We start from the raw sequence: 22,332 nt of genomic DNA, 5'->3' as shown, positions 1-22,332 counted from the left end.
TACGCGTAACTTTGACTAAAGTTTGCGTAAGTTGTTGATTCTCGCCACGTGGGGCGAGAGGGGAACGTTGCGCTGGAGTACCTTCCGGCAGAAAAGAACTCCTCTGGGCAGCCCCTCATTGCTGGAAGTTGTCGAACGCCAGACTATGCAGTGCTGGTCAGATCTGCGCGCTTGCTGCTTTGCATAGTCGACGACGAATCGCGATTAGTGCGACATCACTGGCACCACTGCACTTTCCCGTTTCGCAGCCAGAAATGCGACTGACACCCGTCTTTCAGCCAGACCGACGGATGTAGTGTCGGCCGACCGGCGTCGTCGGTCACGATGTTCCAGCGCGGCGATGCTTCGGGGATCACCAGCAGCTCGATACTGCGACCACACCAGCAAGGGCATTTCATGCCGACGCACCAGTCTTCGCCATCATCTCGCGCAAGGATCAGGTTTCGACGTGGCAGGTGCGTGGGCAGGCTGTCCCCTTTGACAATGATCAGCTTGCGGGCCGGGCCGAACCTATCAATCCACCCCGCAATGCGTCGCTTGCACCAAGTGAACATGCTCGTACCCACGGTCAATTCCTCCCTGCCGAGCCCACCGCCTGGCGCCCGAGCGGCGGCAGCCCGAGCAAGGGCTCTGCATCGCCACTTGCGAGCAGAGGGTTCGGTGCCCTCGTGAATACGGCCTCGTCGCTGCGGTCGTCTTCGTGCTCGGCGACGCTGATCCGGCGGCGAACTGCAGCATCGATACTCGCGTCGCGGAACGGATAGGCCCGCGCGATGAACTCCATGACCAGGTCGGACGCGGCGCGAGTGTTCAAAGAAATGACCGACGGCGCTTCCTCTGCCAACCCCGGGAGGTATCCGTCCGCGACCTCGCGCGCAAAGTCGTCCGGCGAGGTGCGCCGCAGATATTCTGCCCGCAGCGACTTATCGGAATAGACGCCGCGATCACGCAATGTTGGACCACCTGGGCGTACATAGTCCAGCGCGCGCAAACGTCGACGATCCGCGGGCCAGCGACACCCGGCCGAGTGGGAATCGACACTCCGACATCGAAGAGGGGGAGGAGGAACGCGGCGCACAGCATATCGACAATCTGCCGCCCTTCGAGCGAGTCCATGCAGCTGAACACCACATCCGCCTGGCTGGCCAGCAACACTGCCTCGCGAGTGAAGATGGATGCTTTCAGCGGTTGAGCGACACCAGGTCCCCGGTAGGACGTGATTGCACGCTCGAAAACGTCGACCTTGGCCCGCTCGTGCTGCACATCTTCCAGCGTGGAATTCAGGATTCGGTTCAGGTTGCGTGACTCGACCTTGTCGAAGTCGATCAGTTGCACTTTTCCGAAGCCCAGCCGCGCCAGCTGCTCCGCCACGATGGAACCCGTTCCGGACACGCCGACCACGCAAGCCACCATGCGCTTCAACTCGTCGCGCGTTGCCGAGGTGAAGGCGATCGGCCGGTGCGCGAAAGCCCTGTCGTGCCACCACCAGCGCAGTCGCTCGCCCGGCACGGTGACGCAGTTCAGCATTTGGGGCTGGCAGTCGGTCGTATACAGGCGCGCCAGCATTGCGCCGTCGGGCACCATGATCGCCGAGCCGTGCGGCGCGTCGATCGCCTGCCGCAGCCCAGGCATCGTGGCCTGATCGCTCTTGTCGTCTTGTTCGGAGAAGGCGAAAAAGCCGCCCGGGTGGGAATGCAGCAAGATCAGGCTGAGGCCATCGCGTTCCGCTTGGTCGATGGCCTCTTCGATCACGGCTCCGGGCCAGCGCAGGAGGTCAGGCCCGCGCTCGCACTGGTCATACGGCACGGCGACGAACGCTCGGGCCACCAGACGTACCCGCGGACCCGGCGTGCGCGCGCACAGGAGGATGCCGGCGGCCTCGAACCCGTCGCCTGGAAACAGGTGCATCCTGGCCTGCGTGTACAGCTCGGCCGTGAGCGTCAGGCTCGAGGCCGCGATCACTGTTGCACCTCTTTCAGCAGGGCGTTGTCGACCAATGCTAGGTGGGTCTTCACATTGTCGTAGCCCGGCTTCCAGGGGCCAGCGGGGGAGCGGTGACGCGACCAGCGCTGGAACTGCTGGTCGCAGATCGCGACCATCGCATCTGCTGCCGGGATTTGCGCGCCGCTGTTCAGCGTGACCGCAGGGAACATGTAGAACATGTCGATTTCCACTGCGGGATACGTCGGCTGGATTTCCAGCGCCAGACGCACCTGCTGCACGGAGTAGCCCGGCGGCAAGGTGAAATCCGGCAGCACGATCCACTGGCGACCGCCGTCCAGCACCGCTTCCCACGAGGGGAACTTGGCATTGAGGAAAGCCTCGTCGACGTTCAGCACGGGGAACGCGCGTAGCGGCATCGAGGGGCCCTCGCCGTTGATCACGTCCTTCGGTGTCAGCCGCAGCTTTTCGATGCCCTTCCGGCGCAGGTCGATGACCGTGTCCAGTTCAACCGGTTCCTTGGGTTGCCCTTCCACCTTCAGGTAGATGTGCCAGCCCTGGTCCGGGTTGAAACCCGCCTGCTGGAGCGCATCACGCACGACGATCGTCGGCGCGTGCAGCGTGAGCAGCTCACCCTGGACGTTCAGCTTCCATGTGGCGCGGCGGCTGATGAGGCGCTCCACACCTCGCACGCCGAGATCGAGCTGGTAGTTCTCATCGAGCAACTCGTCAGGTTCGTCTTCGTGCTCCAGATAGATGCTCTGCTCCGCCGAGATGTTGGCGAGGCGGCGCAGCGTTGCCACCGAGATGTGGCGCGCGAGCCAGTCAATGCGCTGGCCATCGATGGTCAGACGCCAGGCGCCGTCGCTGGGCGCCGCGATGAAGCGGGTTTCGCCCTCGCGCAGCTTCACGATCTCGTCGGGGCGGACGTCCTCGATGGTGGTGCCGAACCAGTGCAGCACGGTGATCTGCTGATCCGGGCGGTGGCCTAGCGCCGCGGCGATCTGTGCACCAGTGGGTGTCGCGTCGTCCAGGCGCACGGGTTTGAACTCGAGATCCGGACCAGCGACCTGGATTTCGTGGGAACCGGCGCGTTGCACCGGGGCGTTGTGGGCCTCATCGGGCCGCGAAGTGTCGTTCGAAGGCATGGAAGCCTCCTTTCGTCGTTTGTAGAAAAGAAAGTTCGAAACGGGGAAAGAATTCCCCGGCAGCATTCCGGACTTCCCTGCGACCGATTGACGACTGAACTTCTCGCGGAGACACTCAGGGCTCTCACACCGACGAGCGCTTTGCGCGAGTTACTCAGGGGGTCAGGCTGTCACAGGTCTGATCCCTTGTTTTATTGGTCCTTCGTCATCGAGCTCCTTTGGGTGAATGTCATTGTGAGTCACATGTCTGGTATGTGATTGCAGGCCACATTTAATCGAGGTTTTCCTACAACGTCAACCCAGATGGCGTACGGATGACTGATGTCAGCCGCGTTGACATTTTGCGAATTTACGCGTACGATCCCGTCACTGCGAGGTGATCGATGTGATTGACGAGGCGCGTCTCTATCAAACGTTGGGTAACAAGATTCGCGAACTGCGGCTAGACAGCGGCAGAGCGCAACGCATGACTCAAGCCGATTTGGCCAATGCTGTGGGGCTTGAACGGACTTCAATCACCAACATCGAAAAGGGGACACAGAAGGTGCCCCTCTTCTCTCTCTACCGAATCTCAGATGCTCTGAAGGTGCCTCTTGAAGAGTTGCTACCTTCGATGAGTGACGTGCAGACCGAAAGTGTTCAACGCACCGCAGATGTTCAAAGCATCGTGAGCGAGCAAGCCGAGGTTGGGCGTCCAATGCTAGGACGTGCCCTTGGAAATATTCTCGGTTCAACCCCTGGAGAGCCAAATGGCACATAGCACGAGCTTCATAGAGGCCAAAGCCTTTGAGGTCTTAAGCGCGGCGGGCCCAAACGCATTGATCGGCCGAAAGGTTGATGTCGACCAAATCTGCATTTCGCTGAATGTCCGCCTTCACGTGGAAGAGCTCGAAAGCGAAGTATCTGGCGTGCTTCTCGTCAAAGGTGCTGAGCGACATATTCTGGTGAACAAAGCTCATAACCAGCGGCGGCAGCGATTCACGATCGGCCATGAACTAGGGCATCTGATGCTGCATGACATGTCCAAGGACCGCGTGATCGTGGACACACACATTCGGATGTATCAACGTGTGGGAGAAGCGACTTCCTCCAAGTATCAGCAGTCCGATTCGATGACTTCACCCCAGGAAGAGCGTGAGGCCAACACATTTGCAGCCGCATTGCTGATGCCAAAGCCTTGGGTCGAGAGCGAAGCGTTGAAGCACGACTTGGGAGACGAAACCGCCATCACGACTTTGGCGAACGCATTCGTTGTCAGCGAGCAGGCCATGTTCATTCGTTTGCAGCAGCTCAAAATTATTGAGAGTACTTACGCAACGAGTGATCCAGGAAACATGAGAGGGCGCCAGCAAAGACTGGAACTCGCCTGAACGGCGTTTCACGCGCGGGGCACGCGAAGTTCGATCGGCAACAGGTATAACTTCCGGCACCGCTTCATCTCAAGCCGTGACGCGTGTGCAGATGCGCGAGCGAAGAGACTTCGCGCAACTGCGCACAGTACCGACTGTCTTAAGTTTGGCCTCATTGACGCTGCAACCATGCAATGCCAAGCAGATCTGACCACGTGCTTGCGCTTTGAACCCTGGGCCGCATCTCGCCCAAGTAAATCATCGTCTTCAGCTGATTTTCGAGCATGTAAACACCCAGTTCGAGATCGGGCGCTCCGATTCGCGCAGGCATAGATTCGTCCCATCCCTCGTCGAGGGGCCAGGGGGCCATGACATGGCGCCCATCCCTGTGCGTGAATAGGATCCATGCAGAGCCGTCCTGCAAGCCATAGCAAAGGAATGCCGATCTCGGTTTTCTCCAGGAGGCCCAGGGTGAATGGTCCAACTCCGATGAAGATGATGCCGACGGCAAAGAGGTCAACGGCGGAAACGGCGGGACTGCCGGTTCCGGAAGCAACGGCCGGTTGCCTATCCGTCGTAGGGCTTGAGTTTCATCGTGAACTTTCCTAGCTTTTTCTTCTACGCGTCGACGTGCCTCGTCGATTTTCGCGGCAGCATCGGGGAGTCGGATCCAGCGGGAACTTGAGGTGGTATCGATGTGATGGGCGGCGACATCGATATCTTTCAACTCTTCGCTGCTAGACGGGAGTGGAATCGTGAAAAGAAGAACTCCCTCATCCTCTGCATTCGGCAATTGCAGTGAAGTCGAGGCTCCGTCGATCTCCACAAAGACGCGCACGGCTGTTCTGGAACTCAGGCGCAAAAGTGCGACGGGTGCGTTCTGCGGGAACCGAGCCTCCCATTGCTCAATTTCCCCATGGCCGGGCTGCCATTCGATGACTTCGTGAAGTGGTGGCAGTGGTGGCGGTGCAGTCACCATGGCTCTGAATGCTGGTAACGGAGGAAGGCCGAGATCCTTCATCCGCTCGATTGCAAGGCGCCGCAGTAGGTTTACCGCTCCGGCATAACAGTCGGGGCGCTCCTGACTTGCCCCATGAGCGAAGTGCCAAGTTCGCACGTCACCGCGGCGCGCGACCAACGGAGCACCACACGCCATGCAGCGGCAACCACACTCTGCGCCGCGTGGAACATCACCCACGAAACGAATCCGGTCACTTGAATCGAGGCCCGCGAAAATCGAAAGCGCATTCATGCGTTATCTTCGAAAAGTCTTGATCCGTTCAGCTTACCCAAAGCCGAGGCACCGGCAATCCACCAAGATCGGCACAGTTGGTCAAAGGTTGATGCTTTTGCGCTCGGATTTCCAGTCCTGCAGTGCACTTCGCACGGTCGTCAGCGCCGTACGCGTGGCCGCTACTCGCGCATTGGCGCGCCGGATCCTCGCCTCGTCGACGCGAGCCGTCCGAGCAATCTGCCGCCACGCTACCCGGGCATAGAGCACCTCGCGCCTCGCCACGAGGATCCATTCCAGCAGGCGCGAGGGCACTGCACTGTCGAGCATCGACTGCAACGCCACCGCCGACGCTTCCAGGCGCTCTCCGGGTGAATCGGTGAGCGCTTCGCCTCGATGCGCCTGTTCCAGTTTGCGAACTACATATTGCAAGGCGACCGCCGCATCGCTCAGCACGTGCACACAGGCTTCGCCCATGTCGATGTCGCGGTCCAGGCGTTCCGCGCGGCGTGTTCGATCACGCTCTGCGTGGTCGCTTAGGCGCGCTTGCTCTAGATGATCGATCTGTTTCCTGATCCCGACGTACGCGAATGCAATGGCGGCGATAGCGCCAATGGCTTGGACCCAGCCGGCAAGTCCCGCATTCTTGTTGGACCAACATACAACCTCCGACCAATGAGTGACGATTGCAATGAACGCTCCGGCCCCAGACCACGTTAGCAACAGCGTGAATCCACTCATGTTGACCTCCTTCACCGCGTGTCCCTTGGGGGCGCAATACTAAGGCCTCGTTGCTAGTTGAATGCTGGAAGGGCGCTCTATCCGCGGCCATCATGAGTGTGATCGAAGCTTGCAGCGGGCGTGCAAGGTAGGACAATGGCGTATCCTGCCAAATATCCCCTCGATCCTCAAAGCCGAAATCTCCCGCGTAGCACGCAAAGAAGTGCGTGCCGAGATCGAAACACTCAAGAAAGCATCGGTCGTGCATCGCGCTTCGATTGCGGAGCTACGCTGCCAAGTGAAAGCGCTCGAGAAAGAACTGCGTCGGGTTGCGAAGGGAGCGAACCGCTCCGCCGCAGTGCCGGATTCGGACAATGAAGCGGCTGCGGGCACGCAACGTCGATTCAGCTCAACCAAATTGGCGGCACATCGCGCAAAGATCGGGCTATCCGCGGCGAGCTATGGGCAGTTGGTTGGCGTCTCCGGGCAGACGATCTACCACTGGGAAAGGCAAGGCACGTCCGCGGGCGGCGCAACTCGAAAGCCTTGCGGCAGTGCGAGACCTCGGTACGCGCGAAGTTGCGGAGCGCCTGGCCAAGCGATAGCGCAGCGCTGAAGCCAGAGCAAGGCGACGCGATTCGAATCTGCGCGACCCGATGCTTCTCGGAAAATTCGCATTTAGTGGCCGTAGATTTGGGGCCATTCGCATTTATCGACGTTGCTTACACATGCAGCAGGCCTTCCGTAGTTTGGGAACTGGGACGTAGGCGAACGGCGGGATCGCCGAGAACCACATAGTTGCGGCAATCGTCGCGAATGGTACGTGCTGCAAGAAGCTCTCTGTCGCTAACCTCTTTGCCGTACTCCCGGTCCAGCAGCATATCTGCCAACTCTGTGCCGAGTACGCCCCATTGGCTGTTGAAATGATCGGTGGCAGCCCCGACGCGGTGCCCCGCCAACAGCCGGTCAATGACATCTCGAAATCCTTGTGTTTGTGCATTCCCGCGTTTCGACACAAAACTCGATGCCCAGGCTTTATCGACATGCCCTAGCGTTGCCAGCACACCTCCTTGAGGAAGCGTCATCAGACGCTGCGGGAGCCGCGCGGTCATGGACGCCGGTGCACAGCGCTTGGCGCCCGGCACGGCGTTGAAATCATCAAACTCTGGCGAGCCTGCGCCATAGCAGGCGAAGAAGAAATGGATGGTCCCGTGCACATTCGCATTCAGGGGTACGTCCTGCGCCGAGAACCAATCGCTCGCACCGATGCTTCCATAGCCCGCCCAGTCCTGGCACACCAGCGCCCCCTGGGATGCGGCTTGTCGAGAGTCCTGCGAATCAAAGACCATTCCATGAGACCCCGTGAAAATCAGCGACGGTGGCCCACTGCTGCGGGACAGTGCTGCTGCCAACCCGGCTTTTGTAGCGTCGGCCCCAAGGATCGGAGTTACAGAAAATCCTGCGGACTTGCCGATCGGCAAATCCACTCCATCACCCGCGCAGAAGGGTCGCGCCACTCGCTCTGTGAACAACTGCGTCGCCCGATCAAAGTCGTGGCAGGTTGCAAAGATTTCGACGCTTCTGCGCGTCGTGCGTGAAGCATCGGCCTCGAACTGGGCCACGCTAGAGGCATACGCGCCCAGCTCTTTCAGGTCGCCAAAGTCCAGACGCCCGACGGCGGCAACGATGTCCAGTGAATACTGAAACGAGAACGGAATCGACGTCGGAGGTCCGACGATGGCCAAGTAGTATGGAACCCCATGGACAGGACTGATCATGCTGAGCGAAGCACCATGCCGGGTCAACCATTTGCTCGCACTCTCGCCGGGGCGCCATCCATCAGCCCCCGCGAACACTCGAAAGCGCCCCCCCGACTCGGCCTCGCGCAGGTGAATCAACGGCTGCAGCGCCTCGAGATAGGGAGCCGAATCCTCGGTAGCATTGAAGATCAGGCCCCAGCCGGATTGCGCCAAGGAATTGGGATCCACTCCGTAGGGCACACAGCAGTCTTTATTGTCAGGCACTGGAGCGCCGACAGCGTCCCTAGCCTGACGCTCCGCAGCACGCAGCACTGGCACGACATCTTGAACAGGCGGCAGCAGGGGACGACAGGTTGCTGCATCGATCCCGAAGCACAGCGGTTCCATTGTGTCGCTCGCGCTCATGATCACACCGGTAGCGCGGCTTGCCAAATCAGATGAGCTATCTCCGGCCCACCGATGTCATTGTGTGCACCAGATACACCATCGATCTTGGAGATGAACTGGCTTGCCTCGATGTTGTAGATGACTGCAGGCCGGAGGTTGTACATCTCGCTCACTGACCGCATGCTCAACCACTCGGCCTCGACCCCGCAGATACCGAAGGCACCGACTGCCCCAAACGAGGAGGTCCGTCGAAGGCGTACTGGTTCGCGACGCCGGCTGCCCACGGGTACAACCTGCCGACTGCATAGTCGTACCTTGATCGAGTCGCAACAATCGGACCACTCACCTTGGAATCCGAAAGAATCCGGTTGAAATAGCCAGCGGTGCCATCCCTGAACGGAATGTTGGACGCATAGGACCACACCGACATGGCGCCCTGCACCAGCACGCATGATGCAACAGGGCGCGGCAACGGTGACGCCGCACCCGGGCCACCCAAGGCTGAGCTCGCCACGATGCAGCCAAAGCTGTGTCCCATCAAGTGCACCCGCACTTGCGGCCCCTCCGACATCAAGCGAGCAATGAATCCATGCAGGAATCCTTCGCCCACCACATTCGCCCTTTTTTTCATGGTCCAGAACGTCAGCTGCCGCAGGGGACTCAGTAGCAAGCCTCCATCCGCGAATCCAAAGGAATCGTTCTCCTCTTTCGCGGCCTCGATGGCTTGATCCGGGTCGAACGGCTCCCTGTCGGCAGCACCATCACCAGGCACGCCGTCCGAACCAAGCGCCAATGCATCATTCAACGCGTGGTAAGCGGCGCGCGCCTCCGAGGTCAGATCCACTGACGCAAACTGGGTTCGCAACTCATCGAAGAGCCTCCTCAATGTCTCGCGCACCGCTGGCGTGTCACCCAGCAATGCCGCGTACTTATCAACGTGGGCATCGACGCCAGATGCGCCCAGCTTGGCGAAGCTGTCGCCAGTCAAAGGCGATTCGTCACTCCATGCCAGACTCGGCCAATGGAAACCCACGTGGAGCTCTTTGAATCCGGGTCGAACTTTCTCCATCAGTGATCGATCCTCCGGCAATTCCGAGAATGCGCCGATCCACAGGTCGTACTGCTGGTACGCAGCCGGAGGATCACCCTTCCAGCCGTGTTTCCATATGAAAACATCGGTCACGAGCTCTGCCTTTAGCACACGAATGATCTCGTCACTGGTACTTCGCTGCGTCAACTGCGGATCGGAAATCTCGTTGCCTTCCGCGTCTACGGAGAGCAAGTAGTACGTGGTTTGCATACTGGGAATAGTCCTTTTTGGCATGGCAGATCTCCTTGTTGGCTATCGCTTCCCGCTGTTGTCTTTCTTCCCACAGCTAGTCGGGCGTTCCGTCACTTCTTTGAAGAACTTCTGATGCTCTGCATCGATGAAGTCCTCGCGCTTCGCAAGCGCACAGCCGCGCCGCTTCCACGTCTCAAGACTGAGATCCCATACGACCGAGCCGTCCTTTCCGGAAGAAAGCAACCATCGCCCGTCGGGCGAGATGTCCAGTTGCTCGATCGCGGAGCCATGGAACTCCTGCGCCACCTGCAAAGGCAGGATTCGATCCGGCTCGATGACATAGAGCTTCCCGCTCTCATCGCCCACGGCAACTGCGCCGGCACGACTCACTGCCAACGCGGATGGCACGCTGACGGCGTCCGACTTCCAGGTTGTGAATCTCATCTCACCGATCGGGAAGCTGTAGATCAACCCTGCAAAATTCGCGCCCCAAAGCGCTGTTCCGTCGGGATTGAATGCCACCGCCCGGACGTCGCCGCGCGGAAGGTCCGGAGGGACCCGACCCTTGATCTTCTCAAGTTCAAGACACCCCTTGGAGGTGGACTTGGTCCGCCAAAACGAAATACCTATGCGCTCCTCGACAGTGATGAACTCCATTGACTTCGGTCGGAATGCCAGGTGACGCACGGTGCCGCCGGGAAAGTCCGACGGAAGATCCACCTCGCAGGCCACCGCGTCATTGCTATTCCATTGAATCCTCCACGCCCTCACCCTTCTCTTGATCGGTAACTGGGTCGTTCTCGTCAACGCGACCAGCAACGAAGCGTCGTCATCCACGATCACCGACTCGACTTCCTCAAGGTCAAACGCGACGCCATTGAGCCGCGCAAAGGAGCTCGCACCTTCTCGATGTACAAACACGGCCTTCTTCTGCGCGGCGAATAGCGTGCGGCGCGCCGACGCAAATGCCATCGCAACCGTGGAATTCAATGGAATGCGCGTATGAGCTGCCGCTGCTGCTTCACCATCGAGCTTTCCGGACAGCACCGCATCGGATGTCGCAGCGAAGTACCTTGCGGCGCCATCTGTGGACTGCAATGCCGAGGCTTTCGCATCCCGGATCAGATCACGAGCCAGAGGATGAGCATTCTCCAGCGAGACTCTCAACTGATCACCAAAGTCGGTGGTCACATGGGTGCTTTTCTCGTCCGGCGCAAGTGCCACACTGACCAACTGTCGTGACAATTCGAGAACCGGTACGAAGGACGGATCCGCACGTATATCCCGCGGCAGTGTCCAAAGGCGCAGCTTTCCATCCCAACCCGCGGACAGCAATCTGCCGTCCCGTAGGAAACGCAGTACTCCCACCGTGTCCGAATGCGCCTCGATGCGCCGCAAATGCTTGCCGCTCGAATCCCAGACATGGATCTTCCCCGCAGCATTGCCCGCAGCCACCAAACCCTGGTCAGGGCTCACAGCCACACTGTAGAAGGCTCCCTTCTCATCACCCTGCAGCGGCTGTGCTTGCAGTCTTGTCGCCGTCGGCTTTCTGCCAGGCGAGGCGGGTGGCTTGATGAGCACTACCTGCTCGCTGCCGGATATGTCAATTGACACCAGGCGCTCAGGACCAGTGAGTACACCCAGACCTGAAACGCGCGAAGGCTGCCTGTAGGTCCACAAAGGCCGGACGGGCGCCGCGCCTTCGACTGGGAGCTTCCACGCAGCCACAATGCCGTTTTCATTTCCCGAATAGAGAGTGTCTCCAGAGCGAGCCAGTGTCCGAATGGGACTTCGCATCAACGGGGAAAAACCGGTGTCATCGGCTGGCGGAACAAGAAGCCCCACACGCCTCTTGGTAACCAGATCCCACAGTGCGATGCTTCCTTCTTCTCCTCCCGTGACGAACCACTTGTCGAGCAGCAGGGCCGCCCGGACACCGTTGGGATGCGCCTGTTTTACCTGCTCCTCAGGAACATCCCACAAACTCTCCCCATTGCCGGCGTCCAGCACTTGGAGCATGTGGCGCCCCTCACCAAGCTCCGCGACCAGAAGACGTCCATCTGCAATCCAGGCGTAGATGGATTTTCCGGTTCCCACGGATTCGACCGTTTGAATGTTCCTCGTGCGATTCAGCCAATCACCCAGAATGCCGCGAGCATCAAAGGCGACCCGTCTGTGCTGACCGGCCTCCAGTTCAACGCCCGCTACAGCCGCAAGCATCGCCAAATCGAAAGGCGGATTGGTGCTAAGGATCGAGCGCAGTCCAAATTGCGTCGCGATCATCTCTTTCTCGTACTGAAGACTCAAGCGCGCTGCTCTCCCCTCTAGCCACTGATAGGAGAAAAGGAAGGCCAGCAACACAGCCAGACAACCAAGCAAGCCAACAACGCGCCGTGCGATCTTCTGGGAGCGATGGCCACGATAGGCCTCGAGAAAGCGCGCTTCGCGCTCGGAGCAATCTCCGTCCTTGTCAGGAATGCTTGCCCGGCTTTCCGGTGTCAAGCCCGAGAAGAATGATGGCCTTTCTCCGCTCAGGTGCCATGATCGCGCTAACTGCTGCCACACCGCGTAGTGTTCTGCGCGCCACGCCTCGATGCTCAGTCGAATTGGTGAAGCAAGGCTGTCGTGCGCCAGCTCGAACCATTCTCCGTCCTGCCTAGATTGGCGCCGCACCAGATGCGCCTCTTGCAGCCGTCTCAGCTCCTCCATCTGCGGCGCCTCAGGGTCGGAGGGATCGACTGTGGCCGCAGCGCGCAATCCGCTTGGCGTCAGAAGCTTTCGATCAATCCAGTCGCGCACGATACTTCCTTGCTTGCTGCTGGTGGCGCACCGTGCAAGCTGCTCGTGACAGTATTCTTGGAGCGCAGTGTCGAGCCGAAATTCCTGCAGATCCGCAGGGCTGATGACGGTCACGGGTCCTTTTTCTGAGAGCCGTCGCCACAAGTTCGCGCAAATGACTTGAAGCTGAACGGGTTCAACGGTTGCCCCCGGAACCAGTTCCACCTTCCCATCCGGGGTCCGTACCTTGGACTTGCTGAGTTCGAGAGCGATCAACTCGGGAGCGCCTTTGCCTGACGAGTCGAGCGTGAGCTCTACACCGCAAGTCTCCAGGGGGCCTCTGATTGCGCCGATCGCCTGATCCAGGCTCAGCAGGTTCAGCCGAAAAGTGTTCAACAGCCGTGTCGGCACCAAGTCCCGGAACTGATCCAGCCAAGAGTAGTATTCCTCGCGCATGCTGGCTATGAACCAGACAGGCGTGCCCTCACTTGCGAGCAGGTGACCCAGTTGGCGAAAAAAATCCTCCTGCACTGCCGACGACGCGCCAGTGGTGAACAGTTCTTCGAACTGATCGATCACCAACAGCAGTCGTTTCGGGAGGGCTGACGCAGGCATTGGAACACGCGTGCAATAGGCTGCGAGTGAGTCTCCGGATTGAATCGATCCAAATCCGGCTGCCTCCAATTGGCCAAGCAGGCGCATCGTCAGTGGCATCTCCGTGGATCCGGAAAAGCGCAGCACAGGCGACACATGAAAGCGCTCACGCAATTCGTTCAGCAACCCGTTCTCGGCAGCCAGCAATGATGTCTTTCCCGCCCCCGAGGGTGAGTACAAGACCATGATCCGATCAGCGACGACGCGCCAATGCAACTCCTCCACCTCTGCGTCACGGCCGAACAGGCGATTCTTGGTGCTCAGCGGAGCCGGGCCAACGAACGGCGCTTCCATCAGTTGCGCTTTGTTTGAGTTTTCAATTCCGCCACGAAAGTTGCGACATCACCCCAGTACAGTCGCAGCTTGGCCTTGGACTGGAGGTACTGCTCGATGTACCGACGCGCACTGACTGGATCCAGGATGCTGTTGGGATCAATCTGTACGGAGAAGTGCATGTAATCGTTGCGCAAGTGGCGGCCTTCAAGTTGCAGCAAGCTGCGAAAGAGAACTCGGAAGTCCCAGGCCTCGACCTGGAAGCCGACGAATATCAAACCACTATCACTGAGTTTGCTGCGCACCGCCGGCGGGACTGCGTCCTTGGCAGCCGAGGCCATCGTCAAGTAGTCGAAAAACTGATCCTCGGTCATCACCAGAGAGCGAGGCTCCGAGAGATCTCCGAACAACTTGACCACGACGGGGTACTCGCGCGTGGCTTTGCCGGCACCCCCGCGGGTGTGCTTTCAACATAGGACTGATCGCAGGCCGCCGCTTCCTCGTTCCATCGAAGAAGACGCACTCGCGGATACTTCACCCCCTCCTGCTCCCTGAGTGCATCGACCAAAAGATCGCTGGGATCCGTCGTCACATAGATCGGCAAGCGGTAGCTCGCCAGCACGGCGTGAGGATCGGCTCCAGACGCGTCCGCCGCCCGAAGCGACTTCCCCACCGCAGATACCACTTCGCTCAATCGCTCCTGTAGGTCTGCAGACGATAGGCCGGCCAACTCTGGCGGTACATGCGCAGCAAATCGCTCCATCAGGCGTCGGTACACATGCTTGTAAAACTCCTGCCTTGGAAACGCGGGCTGGCGCGTCACGGCAAGGTATTGAGCGACCTGAGGGAGATCCTCTGTATCTTCTCCACTCATGGGATAGCGGTACATCTCACCCCACTGCAGTGCCAGCTCGCGCCTCGTTCCAAAGTACGCATCGCACATTCCGGGACCAAGAATCGGTGTACAGGAAGTACTCTCCAAGTTTGCGGCGATCGCCTGCCAAGGGTCTATGACGTCATCCTGCTTTCCAAAGCCAGGGGGATACCAAATTCTTGCGCTATCCAGCCGAGTGAAAAGAACTGGTAGCCACCAATCGGCGCGACTCATCACCTTGAGCCGGGCTGTGGCCACAGCCCGGTCGACTTCGCCATGCACTGACAGTTCCTCGAAAAAGGACGCCATGAACAGCTGCGCAGTGGCTATGGAGAGATTTCCTTGCATTGCCAGCACAGCGGGCACGCCCTCGCGCGCGAGCATCGGACCAATCGCGCTCATGGGGTCGCCGAGAGGCCCCCGGACCCAGCACTTTGGCAAGAACAAAGCACGACCAAGCTCGGTGGCCGGTCCAAGCCAGCGATCTGAGCAACGAAGTCCGCCCCCATCACAGCGGTCGCCTTGCCGTCATCATCTTCCAGCCACAGAGCTGCCCCGCTTTCCCCAACCGCACCATGACACACGAGGTACAGAATGTCGGCGCCATCGCGCAGCCCCTGCATGATCTTCTCCAGGGTGGCGCCTCCCTTGCTCGCTAGCGTTTGCGCCTTGAGCCGCTGCAGAGATGTCTTCGCGATACCTTCCTGGGCTTCTGTGTCCACGGGGTCAAAAATGGAACTCAACCCGCTCGGATTGGCAATTGCAATGACAGCCTGGATCTCCTGCCTTGGACGCAGCTTTGGCAAGCGGAACTCGCGCGTGAACAAATACCGAGAGAAGACGCATTTCGCGTTCTTTAAGAGAGGTTCAGCGGGAACGTCCGGATCCCTCATGGTCTCCCATGGAATGCGATGCAGCAAAGCTGCGGAAGGATCCAAGCGCAGTCTCACCCGCAGGTGGAGGCCATTGCTGGCGGAGTATGTTTTCGCAGCGACGAAAGCATCGCGCAGTTCGGAGGGAGTGAAGATCGCCTTTGCCAGGATTGGCCCACTCTTGGCGGGGTCGCCAGCATAGAGGTCATCGTCGTTCGGATCGAAGGCCAACCGCACGAACGGAGTAATGTTGTCACCCGAGGCGACACGATGGCGTGCTGAAGCAACGTATTCCCCAGAAGATTCACGCTGGATGACTATTTCTAGTTCGGAGTAATCTCTCATTCCCCTCCCACGATGGCCGATGTTCAAACTTTTCCAATGCGCCGCTTTCCTTTGGCCTTGAAGGAAAATGATCGAGCATCAGCCTTTCACAGCTTCTGGTGCCTACGGCCCTTCATGGAAAGTGATCAAAAGTGCCGGGATTTCACATCCGACAAACTCGTTCCTTTTCGAGCATGCATGGTCGGTCAGTGGGTCCTCGAAATGCAGCTTCTCCCGCAATTTTGTCCACGTCAAGAATGGCGCTTAGCATGACGTCAACATACTCGCAGGCACGCTGTCCAGCATCACCCAAACGCAGTATTGACCTAGTGGCAAGCTTGAGGTGCTATTCGCGGAATTCAGAGGTGTTGATTGCGCGAGCAGATGTCCATTCGCGAGATCGCCAGGCGTACAGGCCTGTCTCGCAACACCGTAAAAGAAGTACCTGCGAGCGGGCGAAGAAATGCCGCGCTACGCCAAGCGGACGAGCTCAAGCAAGCTCGATCCCTATGCCGAGAAACTCGCGACCTGGCTCGCGATCGAGGCAACCAAATCGCGGAAACAGCGGCGCAATCTTCGCGCCCATCGTCACTGTCCCGTGGCCAATGACCAGCGTCAAAGTCGGCGCGCACACCTGGAGCGAAGCAAGTGCTGCTACTCGTGGCTGGCGGCGGACCCCGTGAGGAGAATGGCCGCCCAAAGATAGGGATGTGCGTGAGCGCCGCCCGCCTGCAGGATGCCCGAGAGCGCATCGCGGCAGGCCGCGCTTACGGGCATGCCGGCACGGTATGCACGGAACAGCCGCGCGCCGACATCTCGCGCGAGGCTGTCCCACAACGGCCACAATGCGCCCACGACGCTTGTGACGCCGCAGCCCAGAAGTCCCGTCGAGAGTCCCTGGAGCTCGCGCGCCTGCCAGTGCTCTTCGGATTCGAGTCGCGCGCCTGAACACGCCAGCATTACGAACAGGCCGCAGCGCGCCAAACGCTGTCGGGTTGCCTCGTCGCGCAGGGCCTGCGCGGTGAAAGCCTGGTCATGCAGCAGCAGCCCCGACTGCATCGGATTCTCGGGATCGAAGCTTCCGTGGCCCAGGTAGAAGACAGCGTCGCTTGCCGGCAGGGCCTCCAACACGCCCTGCAGCGTCGCATCGGCGCCCGCCAAGTGTAGTGGCTGCACGCCCGGCCAGCCGTCAGCGACGCTCGCCTGCATCCATTGTTGGGCACCGGCTAGGTCGAGCGACGGGTCGCTGATGCACAGCAGCGACGACTGCGCGATCGCCTTGCCAGCGCGCTCGGCGCCTGTCGCATAGGCGCTGGCGCTGGGCGCGACGATCGTCTCGATGCCCGCCTGCGGCGTACTGCCGACGAGGTAGTCGATGGCACCACCCCGGCGCACGCGCAAGGCTGCGAATGGAACGTCAACAAGGTAGGCCTCGGGCGAGAAGACGATCCGCGTGATCCCCTTGACCTGCAGCGCCTCCCACAGCGCACCGGGCAGCAGCAGCGAGCCCAGGCGTTCGAGCAGCTCGTCCGCGCGACTCGTGTCGCGCAGCAGGCTGTCGAAGCGAGCCGCGTCCAGCCGGCCGCGCGCATGGGCCTCGATCAGGGTCGCCTCCACGCGATTCATCTCCGACAAGAGTGCGTTGCGCGTCTCGTAGACCTCCTCAAGCCCTGCCCGGGCCACCAGGGGAACGGCGCCCGTCTCGCGCGTGACCGCATAGAGGGCCCAGCAGCCCTGGCAGGGGCCGTAGGTGGGCAGCAGCGCGTATTCGATCAGGGCCGTGCCCGGCGGCAGGCGCTGCGCGAGATCCTTCAGCGCCATGGGCCGAAGCCGCGGTGCCTGCCCCTCCTGCGCTTCGCGCTGCGTGCCGAGCATGTCTAGCAGCAGCCTCGAGCGGCTCGCCTCGTTGTGACGAAAAGCCTCGGCCGCCAGCGCATCGCGCTCGGGACCAGGCTCGCATTGCGCATGGAGCGCGAGCAGGTTGCGCGCGGCGCGTGCGTAGTCGTTCAGCGACGTGGCCTGCACGTGCAGCTTGTGGCCTGGCTCGGACAGGTGGCCACGCAAGCCTTCGAATGCGCCGATGGCAGCGCGGTAGGCCGCGGCGGCGTCCCGGTGCTGCCCCAACGCCTCCAGAGACACGGCCCGCTGTCCTTCGATCTCGGTCGTGCGGGCCAACTCCGAAGTGCCGCGCTGCTGCAGCTGTGCACAGCTGCGAAGGCTCGCTTGCCAGCACTCGTTCGCCTGCTCCACATGCCCCGATTCGTAGGCGCTGCGCGCGATGCTTTCCCACAGTCGCGCCAACACGCCCAGAGAGACCTCGGAGCTGCGCTGCCCGGTCTGCGCCTGACGCTGCAGGCCCAGCTCCAGGGCGCTGCGCGCGGCATGAGGCATGCGATAGCTGGTGAAGACGTTAGCCAGCCTGATCAACGCATCCACTTCCAGCGCGTGATGGCCAAGCTCTTGCGCGATGCGCCGGGCCTCGAGTAGGCTGCGCACGGCCTCGTCTCCGATCAGGACCTCCGAGGTCACGACCTTGCGCCCGTCGTCCATCGTCCGCGAGGACCTGAAGACTACGCGTCGCCGATCGAGATCCGCCGGCAGCCGGTTTCCGCCGAGCGCCATCTGCTCATCCTGCAGGAGCTCCAGCTGCGTGGTCGGATCCAGCGTGGAGGCGCCGAGGCCGAAAGGCGGCACGTGCGAGCCGGGCACGAAGCCCAGCTCCACGGTGGTGTCGGGTGCGCCGGCATCCATAGCCAGGACGCCGGCCACGGCCATCAGGCAGCGCACGGCCAGCGGGCTCTCGGGCGGCGCCTTGGACAACGCGCTTCGGTGCGCGGCTAATGCGTTCGGCACATCGCCCAGCATGGCGCAGGCGTCGCCCAGCGCCAGCAGGTTGCCGGCCGCTCCATCGAGGCGGCCGAGCTGCTCGAACATGTCGGTGGCAGACTGGAACGCGTTGCAGGCCGCGGGCAGGTTGCTCAGGGCCATGTGGGCCGATCCGATGCTCTCCAGCACGTGGGCGAGCAAGGTGGCCCGTTCGTAGTCGAGCTTGGTTTGCAGGCGCTGCCAGGCAGCCTGCAGGTACTGCAGCGCCTGCTGTGCGTCATGCAGGCGCGCGAGCGCGATGCCCGCCCGGGCCAGGCCTTCGGTGAGAGCGGCCTCGTCACCCACCGCCGTGGCAAGATCGACGGCACGCCGCGCCACGACCGCGGCATCGCGGTTCGTGCCCCGGTTGAGGAGGAGGCCGGAAGCCTTGCGCAAAGCGCCCAGGCGCTCATCGTTCGGCAGTTGCATGTCCGCGGCCGCGGCCAGCAGGGCATCGAATTCCGCATTGGTCTCCTCCGCGCCGTCGGGCGCCTTCGCTGCGTCGTCGGTCGGATCCGTGAGTTGCTGTGCCAGCTGGTGCAAGGGTTCGATGGACGCCGCGTCGTCTTTCTCGCGCTGTGCATTCATGCGCTCATGGATGCGGGCCAGCACGCGCCGGCGCCTGGACCCGTGCGGCAAGGGGTTCTTCGCGGCGAGCAGGCCTTCGATCTCGGCATCGATGGCGCGCTGTTCCTCGAGGTCCAGCAGCGAAGAGAAGAGCTCGAGCAATGGCGCCTCTTCCGTAGGGGAGTTAGCGGGCGGAACTGGCGCCGGCGTGTCGTCGTCGGCGCGGCGCGCCTGCCGGCTCAGGGTCGCATGGAGCTGCGTCAGGGCCTGGGCGCGGCGGGAGTCGTCGCCCGGTGCGAGCGCATGCACCGCCTGCTGCACGAGCTCGACGAACTCGGGCGACTGCTCGTAACCCTCCAGCACGAGGCCGCCTGCGGCCGCGGCGTCTTCCAGCAGGTGCTCGAGCCGCACCTTGGGTGGCAGTCCCTCGCGCAACCGGAATGCCTCCAGCGCCAGGCGCTCGAGCGCGGCTTCCTCTTCGGTGCGCCCGAGCAGCTCTGGAAGCTGGTGATGGTGCTCGGCGGTCTGCAAGCGATCGCGTATCAGCGCGGCCACTTCCGCGTCGACGTCGTGCAGGGCCTGTTGCAGCAGGCGCTGCAGTTCCTGCTCCGCTGCATCGTGGCGCCACGTCCCGCCGGTGATGAAGACGGCGCGTGCCTTCACGCGGTCCACGTACAGGAATGGCCGGGTGATCCAGCCTGCGAGGTGGCAGTGGGGGCAGACGATGCGATTGATGGTGCCGTCTTGCGCGCGCGCAACGAGGCCGGGCTCGTCGTCATCGCGCACCAGGGCATGGATGTACAAAGGCGCTTCGCTGAGCGGCAGCGTGCAGCGTCCGCAGGGGACGTTGCGCAGGATCGTGACGATCGAAGGGTCCGGCTCGCTCATGGCCTGTCACGCCTCATCGTCCATAGCGCATGACCGATGGCGCGCGCGTGGTCCGCCGTGATCCAGGCGGTGCGCTCGTCCAGCAAACCCAGCTGCCGCGCCAGGTCGATCAGCCGCCCCAACAGGGCATCGACCAGCGGCGCCTGCCCGCTGCCCAAGGCGTCGTGGACCAGCGCAGAGGCGAGATCGCCCCGGCCGTCGCGCGCCGCGCGCGCCGCGCGCAGCACGGTGAGGTCCGGGCCGCAGATGTCCCGTTGGATGAGCTTGGCGAGGATCGCGTGGAACAGCACGCGCGCTTCTTCGCCGCGCTCGAACAGCGCCGCGCAGGCAACGAGCGCGGAGATCGGCTCGAACCAGGCGCCGTGGGCCAGCTCCAGGACGTTTGGGTCGGCCAGCGGATCACGGCCGGAGGCGCGCGCGCGCTGAAAGGCTTCCGCCTGCACGAGCGAGCGTTGTATCTCTAGACGGTGATCTGGATCCTGCCGGATCGCATACTGCAGGATGACGACCGCGCCCGAGGGCATGCGGTCCAGCAGCACGAGCGTCACGTGCTGCGCGAAGACGCAAGTGGCCAGAGAGAAGCCGGCTTGCTGCGGCGCCGGTGGGTCATCGAGCTCGATCCAATGCCCGCCCTCGTCCGTGGACTGGCTGCTCGACCAGATCGGCACGCCCGGATGGCCGCGCCAAGTTGCTCGGGCCACGGCGTCGCCATCGGTGTCGCGCATGGCGCGCACGAGCACGGCCTGGCTCCCTGGGCCGGCTCCGGCCTGCGACCTGCCCTCGTCCACCAGTTGCACTTCGACGCCCACGGGCCCGGACCACCGACGGCCGATGTCGAGGCGGGAGAGTCCGTACTCGTAGTGCAGCACACCCTGCACGGTGGCCAATGCGGCGACCGTGGCGACCGTGGTTCCGGCGAGCGGGCCCAGGAGTTCGGAAGGCATCGCGAAGCCGCCGACGGGCGGCGGCTTGCCGGCCGCGAGGAGCGTTGGCGCCAGTGCGGGCGTGTCGGACGGCGGCAGCGTCAGCTCGGCGGTCACGGCCTCCCCCGCTTCGACGAGCACGGTCGTCTCGGCCCACGATCCGCCGGCGGTGTCGGCGCGCACGCGATACAGGCCCGGGCCCAGGGGCAGCGCATCCACCATCACGGGGTCGGCGACGAGCTCGCCGCTGTCGTGTCGCACGGCAATCCGAATGGGCGGCAGGATGCTGTTGAGAGGCAAGCCGTCGAGGCGGACGCTAAGCCGGCCCTGGGGCGCCGCAGCCGCCCCGCCGAAGGGACAGTTAAGCATCTCGGTCCACCGGGCCTCGAATCCATCCGACGGAGCCGGCGACAGCACGAGCACCTCGTCGACTCGCTCGGCATAGGCCAGCACAGCCTTCGTCTTTGGCCGCGACGACCATCCCTCGGCGCTCGCCGAGAGCATCCAGCCGGACTGCGGCACCGTGAACTCGATGCGGCCCGCGGCCAGCAGCTCGTCGCTCAGGTCCGGATCGCTGCTGTCGTTGCGCCGCAGGTGAACGCGCGTGCGCCACGGCGGCTGCGCAGGGTCCACCAAGTGCACGGCGATGGTCGCCAGGGGGAAGTGCTGGGCGCTGTACCCCGTCAGCACCGGGTCCTCGCTGGCCGGATGCTCGCCTTCCTCGTAGATCAGTTGCTCATGGCGCTGCGCGGCCCGGTGCTGCGCCACCTGCGCGAACACGTACTCGCCCAGCGATCGCCAGCGCACTGTGTAGCCGCCCTCACCGTCCTGCGCGGCGGAATCCCAGCGCTTGGCGGCGCCCGCGCCGTGGAGTCCATCGACTAGGTGGCGCGCGAACAAGCCCCGGCCATCGAGCTCTGCCGCCTTGCGTCCCGGACCTGTCGCGCGCAGCACGTAGTTGCGGCGCTGGCCCGGAGCGGGCCGGCGGCGCTGCGACAAGGCGCCGAACTGCGCCGTCTCCGACACGGCGTTGCGGCAGCCGTCGATGAAGATGAGCCGCTGCTCGGCAGGGATGGCATTGAGCGTGGCCAGCAGTGACGACAGCTCCAGCGCTTCGCGCCAGTCCTGGTCCGCGAAGCCGGCCATGCAGATCGCTTCCTCGCCATAGAACGAATTGCTGGAGGCCGCGCCGTGGCCGGAGAAGAAGAAGTACAGCCGCTTCACCTGCGGCAGCGGCGGCGCGAAGAACGCGTCCAGCGCCTTGTTCAGTTCGGCCAGGGACGTGCCGATGACGCGGCAGGGGGCGAGCGCCGCTGGCAGCGGCGGCGACTCGTCGCCGGGAAGCAGGCCCAGCCGCAGATTCTTCGTCTCGACCTCACCCGACGAGACGAGCCATTGCGCGAACGCCTGTGCATCGGCCACCGGCCCGTTCAGGCTGGAGAGGTCGGTGGCGTAGCGATCGATGCCGATGACGATCGCGTGGTTGGGCGTCATGG

General features: G+C 62.3%; 17 protein-coding genes and 2 pseudogenes. 4 read left to right on the top strand and 15 right to left on the bottom strand.

The genetic code is table 11. The features are described 5' to 3' along the window. Nucleotides 1-215: 215 nt before the first annotated feature. Genes BMG07_RS09925 through BMG07_RS09910 form a run of 4 tightly spaced genes read right to left on the bottom strand, consistent with a single transcriptional unit; the run spans nt 216 to nt 3,089 of the window. On the bottom strand, nt 216-566 hold the full coding sequence (locus tag BMG07_RS09925; RefSeq protein ID WP_307866924.1) for a DUF6527 family protein: 351 nt from the start codon (nt 564-566) through the stop codon (nt 216-218). Between the two features lie 2 nt (nt 567-568). After that, complete coding sequence (locus BMG07_RS09920; RefSeq protein WP_198084423.1) at nt 569-784, bottom strand: hypothetical protein; 216 nt, start codon at nt 782-784, stop codon at nt 569-571. A 26-nt stretch (nt 785-810) separates the two neighbouring features. Then, entirely contained in the window at nt 811-1,962 is a 1,152-nt protein-coding gene (locus BMG07_RS09915; RefSeq protein WP_198084422.1) for a ThiF family adenylyltransferase, read from the bottom strand. Beyond that, a complete protein-coding gene (locus BMG07_RS09910; RefSeq protein WP_198084421.1) occupies nt 1,959-3,089 on the bottom strand; it encodes a multiubiquitin domain-containing protein in 1,131 nt (376 codons plus the stop codon). Before BMG07_RS09910 ends, BMG07_RS09915 begins: the two co-directional genes overlap by 4 nt. 376 nt (nt 3,090-3,465) lie before the next feature. Between BMG07_RS09910 and BMG07_RS09905 the strand changes: the two genes are divergently transcribed. Both BMG07_RS09905 and BMG07_RS09900 read left to right on the top strand, forming a co-directional pair. Next, on the top strand, nt 3,466-3,849 hold the full coding sequence (locus tag BMG07_RS09905) for a helix-turn-helix transcriptional regulator (protein WP_307866923.1): 384 nt from the start codon (nt 3,466-3,468) through the stop codon (nt 3,847-3,849). After that, nucleotides 3,839-4,459: an ImmA/IrrE family metallo-endopeptidase gene (locus BMG07_RS09900; RefSeq protein WP_198084419.1), complete on the top strand. Its 621-nt coding sequence runs from the start codon at nt 3,839-3,841 to the stop codon at nt 4,457-4,459. Before BMG07_RS09905 ends, BMG07_RS09900 begins: the two co-directional genes overlap by 11 nt. A 151-nt stretch (nt 4,460-4,610) precedes the next feature. Here the strand turns inward: BMG07_RS09900 and BMG07_RS09895 are convergent, their stop codons facing one another. Both BMG07_RS09895 and BMG07_RS09890 read right to left on the bottom strand, forming a co-directional pair. Continuing rightward, on the bottom strand, nt 4,611-5,690 hold the full coding sequence (locus tag BMG07_RS09895; RefSeq protein WP_198084418.1) for a hypothetical protein: 1,080 nt from the start codon (nt 5,688-5,690) through the stop codon (nt 4,611-4,613). An 81-nt stretch (nt 5,691-5,771) separates the two neighbouring features. Then, the gene (locus tag BMG07_RS09890) at nt 5,772-6,425 is read right to left on the bottom strand and encodes a hypothetical protein (RefSeq protein WP_198084417.1); all 654 of its coding nucleotides are present in this window, start codon (nt 6,423-6,425) and stop codon (nt 5,772-5,774) included. Between the two features lie 130 nt (nt 6,426-6,555). Here BMG07_RS09890 and BMG07_RS41870 point away from each other — a divergent pair. After that, nucleotides 6,556-6,994: pseudogene (locus tag BMG07_RS41870) on the top strand (helix-turn-helix domain-containing protein). Nucleotides 6,995-7,111: 117 nt separating this feature from the next. On the opposite strand, the gene BMG07_RS09885 reads toward BMG07_RS41870, so the two are convergent. The 7 genes from BMG07_RS09885 to BMG07_RS41855 are packed head-to-tail and all read right to left on the bottom strand — an operon-like array spanning nt 7,112 to nt 15,614. Beyond that, entirely contained in the window at nt 7,112-8,554 is a 1,443-nt protein-coding gene (locus BMG07_RS09885) for a C25 family cysteine peptidase (RefSeq protein WP_198084416.1), read from the bottom strand. A gap of 2 nt (nt 8,555-8,556) precedes the next feature. Further along, complete coding sequence (locus BMG07_RS09880) at nt 8,557-8,709, bottom strand: hypothetical protein (RefSeq protein WP_198084415.1); 153 nt, start codon at nt 8,707-8,709, stop codon at nt 8,557-8,559. An 11-nt stretch (nt 8,710-8,720) separates the two neighbouring features. Next, nucleotides 8,721-9,836, bottom strand: a complete 1,116-nt coding sequence (locus BMG07_RS09875; RefSeq protein WP_198084414.1) for a hypothetical protein — start codon at nt 9,834-9,836, stop codon at nt 8,721-8,723. Nucleotides 9,837-9,878: 42 nt separating this feature from the next. After that, entirely contained in the window at nt 9,879-13,544 is a 3,666-nt protein-coding gene (locus tag BMG07_RS09870; RefSeq protein WP_198084413.1) for a hypothetical protein, read from the bottom strand. Continuing rightward, nucleotides 13,544-13,942 (bottom strand): SIR2 family protein, encoded by a 399-nt coding sequence (locus tag BMG07_RS41865; RefSeq protein WP_374221253.1) that lies wholly within the window; start codon nt 13,940-13,942, stop codon nt 13,544-13,546. Before BMG07_RS41865 ends, BMG07_RS09870 begins: the two co-directional genes overlap by 1 nt. Then, nucleotides 13,897-14,799 carry a CHAT domain-containing protein gene (locus BMG07_RS41860; RefSeq protein ID WP_269758817.1) on the bottom strand — a complete coding sequence of 301 codons (903 nt, stop codon included), beginning with the start codon at nt 14,797-14,799 and terminating at the stop codon, nt 13,897-13,899. Before BMG07_RS41860 ends, BMG07_RS41865 begins: the two co-directional genes overlap by 46 nt. Next, nucleotides 14,796-15,614, bottom strand: a complete 819-nt coding sequence (locus BMG07_RS41855; protein ID WP_269758816.1) for a CHAT domain-containing protein — start codon at nt 15,612-15,614, stop codon at nt 14,796-14,798. Before BMG07_RS41855 ends, BMG07_RS41860 begins: the two co-directional genes overlap by 4 nt. A gap of 363 nt (nt 15,615-15,977) precedes the next feature. Here BMG07_RS41855 and BMG07_RS09860 point away from each other — a divergent pair. Then, a pseudogene (locus BMG07_RS09860) lies at nt 15,978-16,173 on the top strand (helix-turn-helix domain-containing protein); the annotation flags it as partial. A 74-nt stretch (nt 16,174-16,247) separates the two neighbouring features. On the opposite strand, the gene BMG07_RS09855 reads toward BMG07_RS09860, so the two are convergent. Then, complete coding sequence (locus BMG07_RS09855; RefSeq protein WP_198084412.1) at nt 16,248-19,913, bottom strand: CHAT domain-containing protein; 3,666 nt, start codon at nt 19,911-19,913, stop codon at nt 16,248-16,250. Next, nucleotides 19,910-22,330, bottom strand: a complete 2,421-nt coding sequence (locus BMG07_RS09850) for a caspase family protein (protein WP_198084411.1) — start codon at nt 22,328-22,330, stop codon at nt 19,910-19,912. Before BMG07_RS09850 ends, BMG07_RS09855 begins: the two co-directional genes overlap by 4 nt. Between the last annotated feature and the right edge of the window lie 2 nt (nt 22,331-22,332).

It is taken from the genome of Variovorax sp. E3, from assembly GCF_016082275.1.
Classification (GTDB): domain Bacteria; phylum Pseudomonadota; class Gammaproteobacteria; order Burkholderiales; family Burkholderiaceae_C; genus Variovorax.
This window is presented reverse-complemented; position numbering and strand designations above follow the sequence as displayed.

Excerpts from the sequence above, each read along its gene's own strand:
- BMG07_RS09920 (WP_198084423.1), bottom strand. The coding sequence starts at position 784 with ATGGAGTTCATCGCGCGGGCCTATCCGTTCCGCGACGCGAGTATCGAT.
- BMG07_RS09910 (WP_198084421.1), bottom strand. The coding sequence starts at position 3,089 with ATGCCTTCGAACGACACTTCGCGGCCCGATGAGGCCCACAACGCCCCG.
- BMG07_RS09900 (WP_198084419.1), top strand. The coding sequence starts at position 3,839 with ATGGCACATAGCACGAGCTTCATAGAGGCCAAAGCCTTTGAGGTCTTA.
- BMG07_RS09895 (WP_198084418.1), bottom strand. The coding sequence starts at position 5,690 with ATGAATGCGCTTTCGATTTTCGCGGGCCTCGATTCAAGTGACCGGATT.
- BMG07_RS09885 (WP_198084416.1), bottom strand. The coding sequence starts at position 8,554 with ATGAGCGCGAGCGACACAATGGAACCGCTGTGCTTCGGGATCGATGCA.
- BMG07_RS09875 (WP_198084414.1), bottom strand. The coding sequence starts at position 9,836 with ATGCAAACCACGTACTACTTGCTCTCCGTAGACGCGGAAGGCAACGAG.
- BMG07_RS09870 (WP_198084413.1), bottom strand. The coding sequence starts at position 13,544 with ATGGAAGCGCCGTTCGTTGGCCCGGCTCCGCTGAGCACCAAGAATCGC.
- BMG07_RS41860 (WP_269758817.1), bottom strand. The coding sequence starts at position 14,799 with ATGAGCGCGATTGGTCCGATGCTCGCGCGCGAGGGCGTGCCCGCTGTG.
- BMG07_RS41855 (WP_269758816.1), bottom strand. The coding sequence starts at position 15,614 with ATGAGAGATTACTCCGAACTAGAAATAGTCATCCAGCGTGAATCTTCT.
- BMG07_RS09855 (WP_198084412.1), bottom strand. The coding sequence starts at position 19,913 with ATGAGCGAGCCGGACCCTTCGATCGTCACGATCCTGCGCAACGTCCCC.
- BMG07_RS09850 (WP_198084411.1), bottom strand. The coding sequence starts at position 22,330 with ATGACGCCCAACCACGCGATCGTCATCGGCATCGATCGCTACGCCACC.